This is a genomic window from Desulfobulbus oligotrophicus (assembly GCF_016446285.1).
In the GTDB taxonomy this organism is placed as follows: Bacteria; Desulfobacterota; Desulfobulbia; order Desulfobulbales; family Desulfobulbaceae; genus Desulfobulbus; species Desulfobulbus oligotrophicus.
In genome coordinates this window covers 2878006-2894736 of sequence record NZ_CP054140.1, presented here as the reverse complement: position 1 = coordinate 2894736, position 16731 = coordinate 2878006, and the positions used below count along the sequence as shown (strand labels likewise).

The 16731-nt window shown below is 51.3% G+C and carries 16 protein-coding genes; 7 read left to right on the top strand and 9 right to left on the bottom strand.

Annotated features, from left to right (window positions below; all coding sequences use genetic code 11):
- From HP555_RS13150 to HP555_RS13140, 3 genes are all read left to right on the top strand, one after another.
- Positions 1-3144: an efflux RND transporter permease subunit gene (locus HP555_RS13150; protein WP_199263028.1), complete on the top strand. Its 3144-nt coding sequence runs from the start codon at positions 1-3 to the stop codon at positions 3142-3144.
- The gene (locus tag HP555_RS13145) at positions 3141-4559 is read left to right on the top strand and encodes an efflux transporter outer membrane subunit (protein WP_408639829.1); all 1419 of its coding nucleotides are present in this window, start codon (positions 3141-3143) and stop codon (positions 4557-4559) included. The genes HP555_RS13150 and HP555_RS13145 overlap by 4 nt, the downstream gene beginning before the upstream one ends.
- A gap of 84 nt (positions 4560-4643) precedes the next feature.
- Positions 4644-5297: a TetR family transcriptional regulator gene (locus HP555_RS13140; protein ID WP_199263026.1), complete on the top strand. Its 654-nt coding sequence runs from the start codon at positions 4644-4646 to the stop codon at positions 5295-5297.
- Positions 5298-5342: 45 nt separating this feature from the next.
- On the opposite strand, the gene HP555_RS13135 is transcribed toward HP555_RS13140, so the two are convergent.
- Complete coding sequence (locus HP555_RS13135; RefSeq protein WP_233249192.1) at positions 5343-6548, bottom strand: transglycosylase SLT domain-containing protein; 1206 nt, start codon at positions 6546-6548, stop codon at positions 5343-5345.
- Positions 6549-7370: 822 nt separating this feature from the next.
- Between HP555_RS13135 and HP555_RS13130 the strand changes: the two genes are divergently transcribed.
- Together HP555_RS13130 and HP555_RS13125 are read left to right on the top strand one after the other, a co-directional pair.
- Positions 7371-7688: a cupin domain-containing protein gene (locus tag HP555_RS13130; RefSeq protein ID WP_199263025.1), complete on the top strand. Its 318-nt coding sequence runs from the start codon at positions 7371-7373 to the stop codon at positions 7686-7688.
- Between the two features lie 268 nt (positions 7689-7956).
- The gene (locus tag HP555_RS13125; RefSeq protein ID WP_199263024.1) at positions 7957-8139 is read left to right on the top strand and encodes a ferredoxin; all 183 of its coding nucleotides are present in this window, start codon (positions 7957-7959) and stop codon (positions 8137-8139) included.
- A 68-nt stretch (positions 8140-8207) separates the two neighbouring features.
- Here the strand turns inward: HP555_RS13125 and HP555_RS13120 are convergent, their stop codons facing one another.
- The 8 genes from HP555_RS13120 to HP555_RS13085 all read right to left on the bottom strand — a co-directional run bounded on the left by HP555_RS13120 (position 8208) and on the right by HP555_RS13085 (position 14244).
- Positions 8208-9248, bottom strand: a complete 1041-nt coding sequence (locus HP555_RS13120) for an Lcl C-terminal domain-containing protein (RefSeq protein WP_199263023.1) — start codon at positions 9246-9248, stop codon at positions 8208-8210.
- A gap of 3 nt (positions 9249-9251) precedes the next feature.
- Positions 9252-9626 carry a DUF488 domain-containing protein gene (locus HP555_RS13115; RefSeq protein ID WP_199263022.1) on the bottom strand — a complete coding sequence of 125 codons (375 nt, stop codon included), beginning with the start codon at positions 9624-9626 and terminating at the stop codon, positions 9252-9254.
- 39 nt (positions 9627-9665) lie between these two features.
- Positions 9666-10844 (bottom strand): FprA family A-type flavoprotein, encoded by a 1179-nt coding sequence (locus tag HP555_RS13110; RefSeq protein ID WP_199263021.1) that lies wholly within the window; start codon positions 10842-10844, stop codon positions 9666-9668.
- 126 nt (positions 10845-10970) lie between these two features.
- Entirely contained in the window at positions 10971-11393 is a 423-nt protein-coding gene (locus HP555_RS13105) for a PAS domain-containing protein (protein ID WP_199263020.1), read from the bottom strand.
- A gap of 27 nt (positions 11394-11420) precedes the next feature.
- Positions 11421-12134, bottom strand: a complete 714-nt coding sequence (gene ric / locus HP555_RS13100) for an iron-sulfur cluster repair di-iron protein (RefSeq protein WP_199263019.1) — start codon at positions 12132-12134, stop codon at positions 11421-11423.
- 98 nt (positions 12135-12232) lie between these two features.
- Positions 12233-12769, bottom strand: coding sequence for an HPP family protein (locus HP555_RS13095; RefSeq protein ID WP_199263018.1), 537 nt, complete (start codon positions 12767-12769; stop codon positions 12233-12235).
- Positions 12766-13383 carry a CBS domain-containing protein gene (locus tag HP555_RS13090; protein WP_199263017.1) on the bottom strand — a complete coding sequence of 206 codons (618 nt, stop codon included), beginning with the start codon at positions 13381-13383 and terminating at the stop codon, positions 12766-12768. Before HP555_RS13090 ends, HP555_RS13095 begins: the two co-directional genes overlap by 4 nt.
- A gap of 195 nt (positions 13384-13578) precedes the next feature.
- Positions 13579-14244: a Crp/Fnr family transcriptional regulator gene (locus HP555_RS13085; protein WP_199263016.1), complete on the bottom strand. Its 666-nt coding sequence runs from the start codon at positions 14242-14244 to the stop codon at positions 13579-13581.
- A 123-nt stretch (positions 14245-14367) separates the two neighbouring features.
- On the opposite strand from HP555_RS13085, the gene hcp reads away from it, so the two are divergent.
- Positions 14368-15996, top strand: coding sequence for a hydroxylamine reductase (hcp, locus tag HP555_RS13080; protein ID WP_199263015.1), 1629 nt, complete (start codon positions 14368-14370; stop codon positions 15994-15996).
- A gap of 75 nt (positions 15997-16071) precedes the next feature.
- Entirely contained in the window at positions 16072-16704 is a 633-nt protein-coding gene (locus HP555_RS13075) for a nitrite/sulfite reductase domain-containing protein (protein WP_199263014.1), read from the top strand.
- Positions 16705-16731 lie beyond the last annotated feature (27 nt).

The window sequence follows — 16731 nt, the reverse complement described above, 5'->3', positions numbered from 1 at the left end:
ATGGTACGTTTCTTTATCGATCGTCCCATATTTGCCTGGGTTATTGCCATTGTCATCATGCTGGCCGGATCCCTGGCGATTCTGGAGCTGCCCATTGCCCAGTATCCGCAAATTGCCCCGCCATCGGTACGGATCAGCTCCAAGTATCCGGGGGCCTCTGCAAAGATCATTGAGGACAGTGTCACCCAGATTATTGAACAGAACATGACCGGCCTCGACAATCTGCTCTATATGAACTCGCAGAGTTCATCTTCGGGCGATGTGTCCATTATCCTGACGTTTGATGCCGGTACCAATGCCGATATCGCCCAGGTTCAGGTCCAGAACAAGCTGCAACAGGCTCTCAGCCTGCTGCCCCAGGAGGTCCAGCAGGAAGGGGTACAGGTAACGAAATCCAACGATACTTTTTTAATGATTGTCGGACTCACCTCCATCGATGGCAGCATGGATAAGAACGATCTGTCCGACTTTATGGTCTCTACCCTTCGCGACCCGCTCAGTCGAACACCAGGCGTGGGATCTATCCGTATTTTTGGCAGCCAGTATGCAATGCGAATCTGGATCGATCCCCACAAGCTGAACAGCTACCAGCTGACACCGGTGGATGTGAAGGCCGCCATCCAGGCGCAAAACAAGCAGGTGGCTGTGGGTGACATCGGTGGTACTCCCTCAACCGATGAACAGCAGTTAAACGTCAGCATGATGGCGCAGACGAAGATGAGCTCTCCCGAGGAGTTTGCCAACATCCTTCTTAAGGTGAACAGTGACGGCTCCCAGATCCGGATCAAGGATGTTGCCCGGGTGGAGATCGGCGATGAGAGCTATGACAGCCATAACACCTTCAACGGGAAACCGGCATCAGGCATGGCAATCATGCTTGCCACCGATGCCAATGCCCTGGATACAGCGGATGCAGTACGAGCAAAGCTTGCTGAGCTGCAACCGTATTTTCCGCCGGGACTGCAGGTGATCTATCCGTATGACACCACAACCTTTATCAAGATTTCGATCGAAGAGGTGGCCCATACTCTGGTGGAAGCCATCATTTTGGTGTTCTTGATTATGTATCTTTTTCTGCAGAATTTCCGGTCCACCCTTATTCCGACCATAGCTGTGCCTGTTGTGTTGCTCGGCACTTTTGGAATCATGGCGGTCTTTGGTTTTTCAATTAATACCCTGACCATGTTCGGGCTGGTTCTGTCCATCGGGCTGCTCGTTGACGATGCCATCGTTGTGGTGGAAAACGTCGAACGTATCATGAGCGAGGAAGGATTGTCGCCTCTTGAGGCAACCCGAAAATCCATGGATCAGATCACCGGAGCCCTGATAGGGATTGGTCTGGTCCTGTCGGCTGTGTTTGTCCCCATGGCCTTTTTTGGTGGTTCCACCGGTGTTATCTACCGTCAGTTCTCAATAACCATTGTTTCAGCCATGGCGCTTTCCGTACTGGTGGCTCTGGTTCTTACACCGGCTTTGTGTGCGACGATCCTCAAACCAATACCCAAGGGCCACCATGAAACCAAGACCGGTTTTTTCGGTTGGTTCAACCGGATGTTTGAGCGTAGTGCCGACGGATATCGGAACAGGGTTGCCGACATACTCAAGCGTACCGGTCGATTCAGTCTGATCTATCTGCTGTTGATCGGTGTCATGGGCTTCTTGTTTTTCAAATTACCGACCTCATTTTTACCCCAGGAAGATCAGGGTGTTTTCCTTACCATGGTGCAACTGCCCACAGGTGCGACAATGAATCGCACCCAGACGATTTTAGATCAGGCCCGGGATTATTACATGACCGCAGAAGAGGAGAATGTGAACACCGTTTTTACGGTGGCGGGATTCAGCTTTGCCGGTACCGGCCAGAATATGGGGATGGTTTTTGTTCAATTAAAACACTGGAACCAGCGTAAGGATAAACAGCAGTCGGTTGACGCCATTATTCATAGGGCCATGGAGCATTTTTCCCAGGTTAAGGAAGCGTTGGTTTTCCCATTTAATCTGCCGGCGATTCCGGGACTCGGAAATTCAACGGGTTTTGATTTTTTTCTCCAGGACCGTTCCGGTCTGGGGCATGAACGGTTAATTGAGGCACGTAACCAGCTGCTTGCGCTGGCTGCCCAGAATCCCGACCTCACCAGAGTACGGCCTAATGGTTTGGAGGATCGGCCGCAGTTTAACGTTGATATTGACTTTGAAAAGGCAATGGCCCTGGGAGTCACGGTTAATGATATCAACACCACCTTGTCAACGGCCTGGGGCTCCAACTATGTGAATGATTTTGTTCATCATGGACGGGTTAAAAAAGTCTATGTCCAGGCTGATGCTCCTTATCGGATGCAACCGGAAGATCTGGCTCACTGGTATGTGCGCAACATGAGTGACGAGATGGTGCCGTTCACCAGTTTTATCAACAGTCACTGGAGCTTTGGCTCACCCCGGCTGGAGCGGTATAACGGCAACCCGGCCGTTGAAATCGTCGGTGAGGCAACCGTCGGCAGATCAAGCGGTGATGCCATGAAGATCATCGGCGATCTGGTAGCCCAACTGCCTGCCGGTATCGGCTATGAGTGGACCGGTACCTCTTTTCAGGAACAGCAGGCCGGTGCACAAGCGCCTGCTCTTTATGCTATCTCTGTCCTGGTCGTGTTTTTGTGCCTGGCAGCTCTTTATGAAAGCTGGTCGGTTCCGTTTTCAGTTATTCTGACCGTGCCGCTGGGTGTGTTGGGAGCCCTGGCTGCCGCCTACTCCCGCGGTATGGCCAATGATGTATTTTTTCAGGTCGGACTGCTGACCACCATCGGCCTTTCCGCAAAAAATGCCATCTTGATCGTTGAATTTGCCAAGCGTCGTTATGATAAGGGTCGGGATTTGATTGACTCGACGGTCAGGGCCTGTCGAATGCGACTGCGTCCGATCCTGATGACGTCTCTGGCCTTTATGCTGGGTGTTTTGCCGCTGGCCATCAGCACCGGTGCGGGTGCTCACAGTCGTCATGCCATCGGTACCGGTGTTCTTGGCGGCATGCTGTCCGCCACTGTGTTGGCAATTTTTTTTATTCCGGTCTTTTTCGTGGTGATCTTACGCATCTTTAAAACTAAACGAGCAACAGTATCTGAGGTTGAGTCGGCACAGGAGGGGATTTGATGAAGATTTTGTCGAGACTCACAGTCGTGCTGTTTGGGCTGTTCATTTCAGGCTGCTCCCTTGCGCCTGAGTATACCCGCCCGGAACTGCCGGTTGCAGATCAGCTGCCTGTGGACAAAGCCGGTAAACCTCCTGGTGATCTGCCGCAACAGTCCGGCCCTGAACTCGGCTGGCGAGGGTTCTTTACAGACCCGCAACTGCAGGCGTTGATCGAGCTGGCATTGGCAAACAACCGTGACCTTCGCGAATCCGCCCTTACGGTTGAAGCGTACCAGGCTCAGTATCGAATTCAGCGATCCGCACTTTTCCCCACCATCATGGCCGACGGCTCAGGCAGCAAGCAACGAACCATGACCGGCAGCGGCGACTATGGCACCAGTGAAATGTACTCCGCTTCAGTTGGAATTGCCGCCTATGAACTTGATCTCTTTGGTCGAGTGCGTCATCTTCGTGATCAGGCTCTGGAACAGTACCTGGCCATGGAGGAGAGTCATCGAAGTGTTCATATCAGTTTGGTGGCAGAGGTGGCCCGCGCCTATTTTACCTGGTTGGCTGACCGGGAACTGCTGCGCGTAACCGAAGATACTCTTCGGATTGAGGAGGAATCTTTTCAGTTGATTGAGCAGCGGGAACGGGAGGGTGTGGCTACGCAACTCGATCTTGCTCAGGCCAGGACCAGCCTGGAGACGGCCAGGGCAAACCTTGCATTATACGAGCGGTTGGTTGCTCAGGATGGCAATGATCTGTCCCTGCTGGCTGGGAGCACTGTGCCGGTGTCACTTCTGGAGAAGGCTGCGCCTTTGAACGAACAGCAACTGGCACTGCATCTGCCATCGCCACTGGCGTCAAGTGTGTTGTTGCAACGGCCGGATGTTATGAGCGCTGAGCACGAACTTAAGGGTGCACACGCAGATATCGGGGCCGCTCGTGCAGCCTTCTTTCCTGCGATCAGCTTAACCGCTGCCGGGGGATTTGCCAGTGATGATCTTTCCCGTCTTTTTGGTGGAAATTCCGGCATCTGGTCGTTCGCTCCCTCTATTTCCTTACCGATTTTTACGGCCGGTCGGTTGCAGGCACAACTTGATGTTGCGGAAATTCGTAAAGATATGTTGGTCGCCCGGTATGAAAAGGCTATTCAGACCGCTTTTCAGGAAACTGCCAACACCCTGGTTGCCAGGGCAACGTATGTGCGCCAGCTGGCGGCACAACGAGCAAATCTACAGGCAAACCAGGAGTATCATGAGCTGGCAAGAAACCGCTATCAGCATGGTCTGGACAGTTTTCTTACCCTGCTTGACGCCCAGCGTTCACTGTATACAGCCCGACAACGGTGTCTGACGGTCTATCTTGAGCAACTGCTGAACCAGGTCAGTTTATACAAGGCCCTTGGTGGCGGCTGGGAGGAACGATCCTAGGTGATCGCGAACGTCTGTGGACAGGATAAAGACAGCCATCTGTCTGTCCGCTGTTTGTAAAGACGGTATGAGGATCTGGTTGATATGGCAAGGAGATCAAAAGAAGAGGCTCTGGAGACACGCAGCAAAGTCCTTGATGCTGCACTTCGGGTCTTCAGCCTTAAAGGGGTGGCCCGCTCCTCTCTGGCCGATATTGCCAAAATGGCAGGTGTGTCAAGAGGTGCGATTTACTGGCATTTTGCCAACAAGGGAGAGTTGCTGACAGCACTCTGGGATCAGGTGGTGCAGCTCTATGCACCACTTGCCATGGCCAGTGAGAATCCAAACGAACCTGATCCGCTTGGCAAGATGAAAACACTCTATATTTCATTTTTGACCAACCTCGTTGATGATCCCCGGCAACAGCAGATGTTCCGTATTCTGTTTGATGCCAGTGACCGAAGTAAAGATACCGAGGCCTTTCGTCAACTTCACATCACCATCCGCCGGCAGCGATTGCAGAGTTTGCTGGTCGCTCTGCGTAATATCAAGGAAAAAGGACAACTACCTCCCACCAGTGATGAGCATTACGGAGCTGTCTGTATTCTTTGCTTTATTCACGGTCTTCTTGCCAACTGGATTATGACTCCGGATCTGTTTGATCTGAAGAAAGAGGCCCCAGCCCTGGTTGAAGGCATGATTCGCATGCTCAGCACAGACAAAGTTACTGTAGAAGATGATGCTCAATCATCTGGTTGAGTTTTTTTAAAGATCGGTTTTTGAAGTCTGTGCACACAGCTGTACTTACAGGCCGGGGATACCGATATGCTGAATACGCACGGCGTTGAGTCCTTCCTCATAGGCCAGCAGTTTCCCCTCCGTACGAAACAGTCGGAAGGCTAGGCTGTTACAGAGTGTGCGGATGGGGTAATCACGCGGCAGCTGCTGCAGATACGGTTGAATGGTGACAAAGTCAGTAGCACCGTACTGCTGCATTATAAAGCGAAGGCCGCCATTTCGGGGGCCTATATTGTAGGCGAGCAGACCAAGGAACAGATCCCCGTTCATCTGCCTGAGATAGTGTGCTAAAGTAGCTGCCGCAAGGTAACCGTTGTGGCGATGATCGCTTATCAGGGGCTTGTCGATACCCAGGGATCGGGCTGCCTCTTGCGCGGCGGCTTCAGGGATCCGGGTGATTTGAAAGAGTCCCTGGCCACCGTCTTTGCTCTCACGGGGCAGAAAGGACGACTCTGTGGCAGCCAATCCAAGAAGCAGATCCGGGTCAAGACGAAAGGCCTTGGCCGCAGCATTGATTTCCGCACTGTAGGGTTTGGCCCGTTCAATCAGTTGCAACAGCTGCTCCGGGTCTATACGACGGTACGCTGCATACACCTGGTGAGTGAGGGTTGCCCGGCCGGCCTCTGCCTTGCCGCCGATCAGGATCCGGAACTGGTTGAAGGCGAAAAAGAAATCACCCTTCAGCGTGAAACCCCCGCTTATCACAACAAGAACCAGGGCCACAATTGCTGGTGCATAGGTGTTTTTCCGGTGCAGCCAGGTGCGCAGTCGCATCCAGCCTGCTAACAGTGCAGCAAAGACAAGCATCATGACCAGCACACCCAGGGCAAAAGGCAACAGGTGGGCGAAAAATTCCGATCCGGAAAATCCGGCAGCCGTGTATCCCAGCAGGACGATGATACCGATGACTGCGGTGATGGTCAGACCTAATACTTCCACACCGATCCAGGCGATCAGCTGCCGGGTTGACAGTTTTGGTTTTCGGGGTCGTTTCGTTCGTTTGGTTTTCTTTGAGGAGGGTGGGGCGTTTTTTGCCCTGGATTTCCTTTTGACTGCCGGCTTTTTCTGTTCCTTTACCTCTTCTTTTTTTTCCTCTTTTTTTGTCTGGGGCCTGGTTTGTTGTACACTGGGTTTTGTCATGAATACATAGAGGTCGTACTTTTTGAACACATCCCTTTCGTTTAAAAGGGCTACTCCGGAATATTTTGTCATTTAAGGCGCAGACACTGGAAAGATTCAGTCCAAATCTCTGTCTGTTGCGCGTAGACACCTGTCTGTTTATAAGGCCAACCGTTTTTGCCGGTGTCCTCATCCTGTCATCAAAGAAGTTATCCCCGGCAAGTGTACCGGACAGTATCAAAATGTTTATAAAGAACAGAAGACTTTGATGAAAGTCAGTGTGAATATAGCGCAGATGAGCAGTATTTGAACCACTCTTTTTTATCAAAAGATCTCTGCTGACTGTGCAGGACACCTGTTTGCTATAATTTCGGACAAAGTTCACTTTTCGGGTGTAAAATCGATCAGTCGGTTGTATAGGTGATCGGGGTACAAAATGATCATGACAGTGAGCTGTTGCAGAATAAAGACCGGCTCTGGCAAAATTGTTTATTGCAGTAAATGAAGTACCCATTCATCACCTTCTCACCAATAACGAGCAGTCGGCACACCTCTGAAAGAGGTGGCCTGTATCAGAAGTCGTCTGATGTGGCAGGGGGTAAATACGATTAAAGGGAGTTTTTTTTCCCTTTCTGGTCTACCTGAAGCCGGATTGTTGGTGGAGATACTGTTTAAAAGTGTGTTGTCTCCTTGCGTAATCCCCGGGTGTCATTATTTTTGCTGGACAAGCTCAGGACCGGATGGTCTTTAGTATAGTTGAAAAAACATATCCAACTGTAAAGGATGAGATGGTGTTGCTGTAAAAAAATATCAGAAGGATACATTTCGGAAAGATATTTTTAAGAAAATCCGTGTCACCATAAAAGATAACGGCAGATTGCTTTTGCTCATGCACAGATGAGCCGGGAGGGAGTAATGAAAACGATACACTTGACGGCAACCAGCGAGTTTAACACCGGCGCAATGAAAAGTTATTTTCTCGTCGATGACTCCCCGTTTTTCAAAATCATCAATTTTAATATTGATGCTGGAGTTACCTTTCCGGTGCACTCGCATGATTTAGATGGTGAATTGTCAATTCTGGTTTTAGAAGGTGAGGGGTATTTTCTGGGGGAAAAAGACAGGATACCGGCGAAGAAAGGAGACCTGCTTATCTCGGAGATTCGTGAACCCCACGGAGTTCTGGCAACGACACAGATGAGAATTCTGGTTACCATTGCACCACCGATTTGACGCCATCGTACCAGGGTTGTACCCACTGTGCGGTCCAGGCTGGGCGATGCCGGAAAAGACAATAAAGACTTTGCTCTGATCAGCAGGTTGGTTTTTGCTGATGGCATCAGCTGAGGAATAAGTGAGACAGGTGGGTGACGTGTCTTGAAGTTGGATGGTAAACGATCTATAGTAATTGGCCGAACAGGTAAGTTTTTCTGTGAACAGGGCATTGTTGATGGTCACCTTGTCCGAGCAGAGGATAAAACAGAACGAAGAGGAGAACGTTATGGTAGAAATAGACAGAGAAGAGTGTCTGGGGTGTGAAGCGTGTGTTGAGGTCTGTCCCGAGGTGTTTGACTTCGATGCTTCAGAAGGTAAGGCCTTTGTCAAAGATGATGTAACTGGAGATGAGGCCTGTATTGATGAAGCCATTGCTTCCTGCCCGGCTTCCTGTATCACCAATGAGTAAAATATAATCAAGTGGTAACTCATCTGACAGTTTCCTTTAAAAAAAGGATCTGTCAGATGAGAATGCGCTTAAACCGATGAGCAGCTGACCGGCCAGACGTGAAATGTCTTCCCCGGTTTATGACCCACACCGCAGGCACCCTTATCAAGATAAAGGACCCAGGCCCAATCGGTTTCAAAATAGCTGGTCGTTGATGACCAGTACCCTGTCTGTATTCCCGTGAAAGGATGGTCGGCCGGCAGGGCCGGTGCGTAGGTGTCGCAATCGACAAGCGAAGCCAGCTCATTGATTGTTGGTAAGCGCCAGCGTACTGTCTGTGTCGCTGTTTCCCGACTCCACTGCGTAATACTCTCAAACGCCAGCTGCCAATCAACAGCAGATCCTGTTATATCGGCGTGTTTCAGCCAGAAAAGATTGGTCAGTCGATCGTGAACCACTTTGCCGGTGACGGTGAAGCGCGGGGTCGGCCACACACTGCCAACCTGCACCTCTCCGTCCTGCCCGGTGCCGGCACATTCGACGGCTGATCCATCTTCAGCAAAACATCGATGCTGGCCTGTTGAGGGTAGTATCCCATTGCCTTGCCCCCGAACCGGCCAAAAGAGATAGGCCTGGTCTTTACGCCCGTAAAACATGCGTGCTCCTTCAAGATGCACAGCCCAGGCATAGGCCGGATGGATGACAGCCGTTGTTGATGACCAGTACCAGCCAAGAAAGAAATTCACAAAAGGGTGCTGATCCGGCAGGGCAGGTTTTTTTGTCTGGTAGCTGACCAGGCTGCGCAGTTCGTTGCGGTTTGGTAACCGCCAATCACTGTGTCCGCCATACTGCTGATGATTCATTTCCCTGATATGGGAAAAAGCCTCCTCCCAGGTACAGGGGAATTCACCGGGATTGGCATCCAGCGACCAGTACAGGCCTGTGGCGTGGTCAAGAACAGTATCTTCTTGCACCTCAAAGCGGATCTTCGGCCAGGGAATACCCCGGAGACTCTCTGCATCGTGACCACTGGCCTGACAGTCAATCTCATTACCGTTCCGGTCGTAGCAACTGGTTTGTCCGGTGTGCAGGATGTGACGGATCGGGTTTTGAGACGATTTGTCAGGCATTGGTCAGGATCTTTCACTGGTTGTGTGGAGACGGGCCAGCAGGTACTCCTGCAGGGCAACTGCCTGATTGTAGCGAACGTCTCGGGCGGAAAAGAGCAGCGTCAGTCCCTGTTCCTGCGCCAGGGTAAGGAGAAAGCTGACGGTCTCCGGTTTACCTTGCAACTCTTCCCAGTAGCGATGTTTGAACTCATCCCATCGTTTTGGGTCGTGATCAAACCATTTTCGTAACGCACTGCTGGGCGCGGCATCCCGCAGCCAGTGTTCAGCCTGAAGTTTTTGTTTGGAGACACCTCGAGGCCAGACGCGATCAACCAGCACGCGCACTCCTTCACTGGTGTCAGTGGAATCATATACCCGCTTGATGGTGATGGATGGCATGCTGTTGACCTCGTCTGTTGGGAAAGATAACGGTCGGCTTTATTGAAACCCGTTTTCCCTGTGTTTTTGAGCAATGGTATCAGCCAACTGATCTAGGGCTGCAAAGGTACTCTGATCGGGCAGACCTTTGCAGAGTACTGGCTCCAGTACTTCGGCTTTGAGGTTGGTGATCATTCCGGCCAGGGTCTCTACTGTTTTACCGCCCCAGCCATAGGAGCCGATGATGGAAACAAATTGGGCTTTCGGCCGCAGGGCGTTAGCCAGAAAAGTGGCGTAGGCGGTCAGCGGATGGGGACCGGCGAGAACTGTCGGCGAGCCCACCACAATGGTGGCGGCATCGATAAGTGCCATGGCCAGTTTGCCGATATCAGTAACCGTGAGGTTAAACAGTTCTACCTGTACGCCCCGTTCGGTCAGAGCGGCGGTCAGATGATCAACCATGATCCGGGTGCTGCCGTGCATGGAGATAAAGGGCAACACCACCAGATTCCTGGGGGGATGCAGTACCCAGTCACGATAGGCCTCAACAATCCAGTCCGGTTGATTGTAAACCTGGCCATGACTCGGGGCAATTATATCCACTGGAAGGTCAGCGAGTTTTTCCAGATTTTTGGAGATGACAGCACGAAAGGGCAGCATGATCTCGCCAAAATAGCGCTTAGCTGCTTCGTAGACCCGTGCCTGATCCTGCACATACAGCTCACTGGCAGCAATATGGGAACCGAAAAAATCGCAGCTGAATAAAATGCGGTCTTCCTCCAGATAGGAGACCATGGTTTCCGGCCAGTGAACCCAGGGGGTGTGAATAAAACGCAGTGTTTTGTCACCAAGGGAGAGAGTTTCTCCATCCGCCACCGTCACCAGGACCTCTTCAGCAAGATGGAGATGGTCCATAAGGAGTGTTTTTCCCCTTGGGGTGGTGAGGACCTTGGCGTTCGGATACCGTTCGAGCAGCAGAGGAATGGTTCCGGAATGATCTTGCTCTGTATGATGAGAAATGATGAAGTCGACCTTGGCAGTGTCCTGCAGTTGACTGAACAGCGTATCGGTCATGGCCGGATCAACGGCATCAAGCAGGGCTGTCTTCTCGCTCCCTTCGATCAGGTAGGCGTTATAGGAGGTACCGTCCGGTAGCGGGACAAGGGAATCAAAAAGACGACGGTCCCAATCGATTGCGCCCAGCCAGTAGATGTTTTCTTTGATCTTTCTTTTGTTCATAAAGCACCTCTTGTTGTAGGAAGAATATAAAAGATGAGTGGATAGTTCACTTTGCATCGATTGCCCATCATTTTCTCGGAAACGTTCTGCATGGACCAACAGCAGTTTGTCGTAACGGATTGCTGGTCAGGTGAGTTGGCTCCGGCAGTCTGCCAGCTGTTTTTTTAACGTCTTTTCTTTGTTCCAGCGGGCGGTGACATCCCGCATAACAGAAGCACATCCGTCAATTTCGCCGTTTTCATCACGCAGCAGAACAATACTGAACTCCAATGATATACGGGAACCGTCTTTGTGCATCCCCGGCGATGTCAGCAGGTCAGTGGTGTATTTTGTCCGGCCGGTGGCCATGACCCGGTAATAGCCGTCCCAATGGCGTGCCCGTAGATTTTCCGGAATAATGAGGTCAAGGGATTGCCCGACAGCTTCGGCAGCAGGGTAACCGAACATGTGTTCCGCCCCGGTGTTCCAATAGAGGATTTTACCTTCCCGATCGGTAACAAGTATTGCATCGGGGGAGGCCTCGATCAGTTGTTGGAGTTGTCTGTCCATATCGTTTCCTCGGGATGAGCTTGAAGGTTAGAGATGTGCAGCCTTAGGGAAAAGGATATTGTTTTCAAGGTGCACGTGTTTGTGAAGATCTTCTTCAAACCCCATTAATTTCTGATAGGTTACCCGAAAGGTATTGCATGCGTCTTCAGGAATCGCAAAGTTTTTAGCAAGATGACGGATTGTATGGACAGCATCACCGATCTCTTCATGCTCTTGATAGAGATTTGTGAGAGAGGTGCGGATGATCTGCTGATCCGTTGTATCAGGTGTCAGACCGGCTGTCCGAGCAGCTTCAGCCCGTTTAACAGCCGGGAAAAAAACCTCTTCCTCTTCTTTGAGATGGATTGCCATGTCAGCGGCTACTTTTGCAAAAAGTGCCGCTATTTCAATTAATTCCTGGTGGTTTTTTCCATGGACCGCTGCGGTTTTTTGGGCATAGGCAACGATTTGATCATCATTTTCTTTCAGGTACACATGATGGGTGTTAACGATATAATCAGCCAGAAAGGAAAGTGACCATGCCCCGTAATTCGGGCTTCGCTCCCCGGATTTTTGTTGGACGGCTTGCAGCTCCTGAATAATCTGATCGATATCCAATCCCTTTTCAGCACAGATTGTGGCCAGCGGTATATTGCCGCCACAGCAAAAATCGATGTCATGGGCGGTGAAAACCTGGGCAGTCCTGTAATCGGCTGTAACGATTTCACCCACCGTTGCTTTTTCGAGAGTAGAAGGTTCCATAAGCAGTTCCTGATAGAGTGGTGAGACGACGATGTTTCCCCTGCCGGACGAGTTCAATCCGGCAAGGAGAAACACTGCCGGTTTTTGTCAAGGAGCAATCATACCCAGAATTCCGGATACCGGCGTGACTTGATCATATTGTTGAAGATCAGGGCCGTTACTAATATGATGCCTGCTCCAAGGGCCGTTGGCACCAGCACATAAAAGTAGCCTAACCGATGAATACTGTCGCCACCGATGACCGCAATAAGTGCGGTTGCTCCTCCAGGAGGATGCAGGGTCTTCGTAAGGTGCATCAGGGCAATTGAAGTTGAGACGGCAATGGCAGCAGCGAGCCAGAGAGAGGAGCCAAACCACTGGCATGCCGCCACCCCCACAAAGGCCGAGAGGATATGACCGCCGACAAGGTTTCTGGGCTGTGCCAACGGGCTGCGAACAGCACCGTACACCAAAACAGCCGAAGCACCGAATGAACCGATAAGCAGCGTCAGGCTGTGCTGGTCGATAAAACGATAATGCAGAAACGCTATGGCCGCCATACCAAAAAAGCTGCCCAGCCAAGACCAACCCATTTCGGCAAAGCTCACCATGGGCGGGCTTTGTGTCCTGCCTTTCATCTTCTGCCAAAACGTCATGTCAGGCCTCCAAAGGGTGTACAGTATGACTGGACGAGATCGGTCCGTGTTACAAAACCAATCGGGCGGCCATCAGTATCAACGATCGGGAGCCGATTGATCTCTTTTTCGACAAACAGGGCTGAAATAGCATTCACCGTGATATCCGGTGTTGCGGTGATCGGCGGAGCACTCATGATTTCTGCTACAACATGGTTTTTCAGAGTCATGGCCATGCATCCCCTGTTCATGAGACAGTGTGCCACGATATGCATAAAATTGGTGGGTTTGTCGACCCCCATTCTGGTAAGAAAATCTTTTTCTGACAGAACTCCGACAACGACGCCCTGTTCGTTGATGACAGGAGCACCTGTAAAGCATTTTTCAGCAAGAAACTTTGCCGCCTGCACAAGATCCATGTCCGAACGCAAACAGTGAACTGTCTTTGTCATGATATCCTGTGCTGTACGCGCCTCCATGATGCGCCGCAGGGCATGGATATAGGCGATACGGAACACCTCTTTGAAATCACCCGGCGTGATGTCGATATATCCCTCCATCTCCTTCATGGCGGCAATAACGTCGGCATCAGAGAGGTCAACGGTGGTACAACAGGCTATGTTTGAAGGTGTCATTACGTGCAGGTCCTGTGGTTGTGATTGTGGAAACCCGTTTGACAAAAAACAGAAAAACAAATCGTTGTCTAACCTGGTCTGTATCCGGAACTCACATATTTAAAGCGAGGTCAAGAAAGTTTTATCTTCTGCAATGGGGCGGAAACGTTTGCCGGAAAAAGATGTGCGTTTCCTGCCATAAAAAATGACCGATAGTTATCGGTCCCGCAGACGTTGATGATCAAGAACAAATATGGTTTTCCCTTCCACTCGAATCAACCCCTCTTCATACATTTTATTGAAGATGCGCGATAAGGTTTCCGATGTCGCTCCCAGGAGATTGGCAAGTTGACCTTTTGGAATATCAAGGGTCACCCATTCCTGATTGTTCTGCTCTTCCATAAGGAAAAAAAGGTACGAGGCCAGCCGGCCGGGTACTTCTTTTAACGAGAGGTTTTCGATCTGGGCGGCAAAGCGCCGCAGGCGAAGGGCAAGAACAGCGAGCATGTTAAAGGCGAGCGATGGAGTGGCGGTGATGAGGTTGATAAACTCGGTACGTGGGAAAAACAACAGGTCCGTTGAGGTGAGCGCCTCGGCATTGGCAGGGAATGGGGTACCGTGAAAGACCGGCACCTCACCGAATGGCTCACCAGGGCCGAAGATATGTAAAATCTGCTCCTTGCCGTCAAATGAGGTTTTAAAGATTTTTACCTTGCCACTGGCCACCATATAAAAGCCGAGCCCAGGGTCTCCTTCAAAGAAAATAGGCGCCCCCTTGACAACATGTCTCTTTATGGCAAGCTTCTCAATTTCTGCGAGCTGTTCCGGAGGTAGGCCGTCAAAGAGCAGACTGTGAGCAATGATCTTCCGGGTACTGTTCATTGTTTAAATTGATCCTTTTTGACTTAGATCAAGGAAAGTTTTCAAATTATCGTTAAATTGACAGCATACTACCGAGGAACACGGTCAAAAACGACATAAATAATTACACAAGGGAGGTTCATCATGTTTTGCAATCAGTGTGAGCAGACCGCCAAGGGGTCTGGATGTACGGTGATTGGTGTTTGCGGGAAGAATGAAGAGGTTGCCGATCTTCAGGATCTTCTGATCTATGCGATGCAGGGTTTGGCTCTGTATGCCCAGGAGGGTCGGCGGCTTGGTATTGTTGACGGGGCCACGGATCATTTCACCTTTGAGGCGATCTTTTCGACTTTAACCAACGTTGATTTTGATCCTGATCGTTTTGTTCTTCTGATCAAACGTGCGGTTGAGCTGCGTGAGGCCATGAAGGCCAAGGTGGCGGTTGCGGGCGGCAAGACCGATTTTACCGAAGCTCCGGCCTCTTTCATTCCCACAGGTGATGTTGCGGAGTTGACCGCTCAGGGCAAGGCCCTCAACCTGATCGAAAATCTCGATACCGACGACAATATCCGTTCCCTTAAACAGACACTGCTCTATGGTCTTAAGGGGATTGCCGCCTATGCTGATCATGCAGCTATACTCGGCAAGACCGATCCTGCTGTTGCCGCCTTCTGCTATGAGGCCCTGAGTATGCTGCTTGTTGGCGGTCTGAGCGTTGAGGCGTGCGTTCCCATGGTCATGAAGGCCGGTGAGATCAACCTCAAGGCCATGGAGTTACTGGATGCGGGCAATACCGGTGCCTATGGTCATCCGGTTCCCACTTCGGTGCCGTTGGGTCATCGCAAGAACAAATGTATTCTTATCACCGGTCATGATCTGCATGATCTTGAGCTGCTTTTGAAGCAGACCGAGGGCAAGGGGATCGACATCTATACCCATGGGGAGATGCTGCCCTGCCACGGGTATCCGGAGCTGAAGAAGTATCCGCACTTCTATGGTCATTTCGGGACGGCCTGGCAGAATCAGCAAAAAGAGTTTCCGACCTTTCCCGGACCGATCCTGTTCACCACCAACTGTATCCAGAAACCGCGTGACGACTACAAAGATCGTGTATTCACCAACGGACTGGTGGGTTGGCCGGGAGTCAAGCACATCATCAACAAGGATTATTCAGCCGTGGTGGAGATGGCCCTGGCCATGCCCGGTTTTACCGATGACGTTGACAACGGTTCAGTGATGGTTGGTTTTGCCCGCAATGCTGTTTTGGGTGTGGCCGACAAGGTGATCGAGGCAGTGAAATCAAAGGCCATCCGTCATTTTTTCCTGGTTGGCGGTTGTGACGGTGCCAAGCCCGGGCGTGACTACTTCACCCGTTTTGTTGAGCAGGTTCCCAGTGACTGCGTTGTACTGACACTGGCCTGCGGCAAGTTTCGTTTTTTTGACAAGCAGCTTGGTGATATCGGCGGTATTCCGCGTCTGCTTGATGTTGGTCAGTGTAACGATGCCTACTCTGCGATCCAGATCGCGGTGGCCCTGGCCCAGGCGTTTGACTGTGAGGTCAACGACCTGCCTCTGTCCATGATCATCTCCTGGTATGAGCAGAAGGCGGTGGCTGTTCTGCTGACGCTGCTGTATCTGGGTATCAAGGACATCCGTCTTGGACCGTCGCTGCCGGCCTTTGTCAGCCCGGCGGTGCTTGAGTTTCTGGTCAACACCTTTGATATCAAACCGATCGACACACCGGAAAACGACCTCAAAACCATTCTGGGATAAACGCGTTTCAGACAAACAGTGTTGCACCTCCCGGTTGCCTGGCTCTGTGTAACCGGGAGGTTTTTTAAATGAACCATGGAAGACAATCACAAGACATATCTCGTGCTCCCTCAATTTGATGCTGGTTTGCTGAGTCCTGAAGACCTGGAACATCTGGCCGCCCTGGCACAAAAGTACAGGGTGCCGAAAACAAAGATCACGGGTGCGCAACGCGTGGCCTTTTTAGGGATGGAACCGGAAGCCCTGGAGGCCCTGCGCAAGGAACTGCGTCTTCCTGATACATTGCCGCACAAACGCGGACAGTTGCATTATGTGCAGGCCTGCCCCGGCAGTACCTGGTGCCGTTACGGGCATCGGGACGCTTTGGGGTTAAGTGAGCGCATCAAAACAATCGACCTGGCAGGCCCTTTACCGGCTAAAGTCAAGGTCGGCATATCCGGTTGTCGCTTTAACTGCTGCGAATCGTGGATGCGTGATGTCGGGCTCACCGGAGAAAGTAGAGGGTGGCGATTGATTTTTGGCGGGAACGCCGCCGGCCGGCCACGTATCGGAGATGTGGTTGCACAGGAATTGACTGATGATGAGGCGGTGACTTTGGTAACGAGGACACTCAACTACTATATTCGCGAGGCCAGGTTCAAGACCAGGTCCGCCCGGTTTGTGGAACGGTTGGGCATTGAGACGTTGAAAAAGGCGGTTCTCGGTTGATGGACAACTATACGGTTAAAAGTAGAT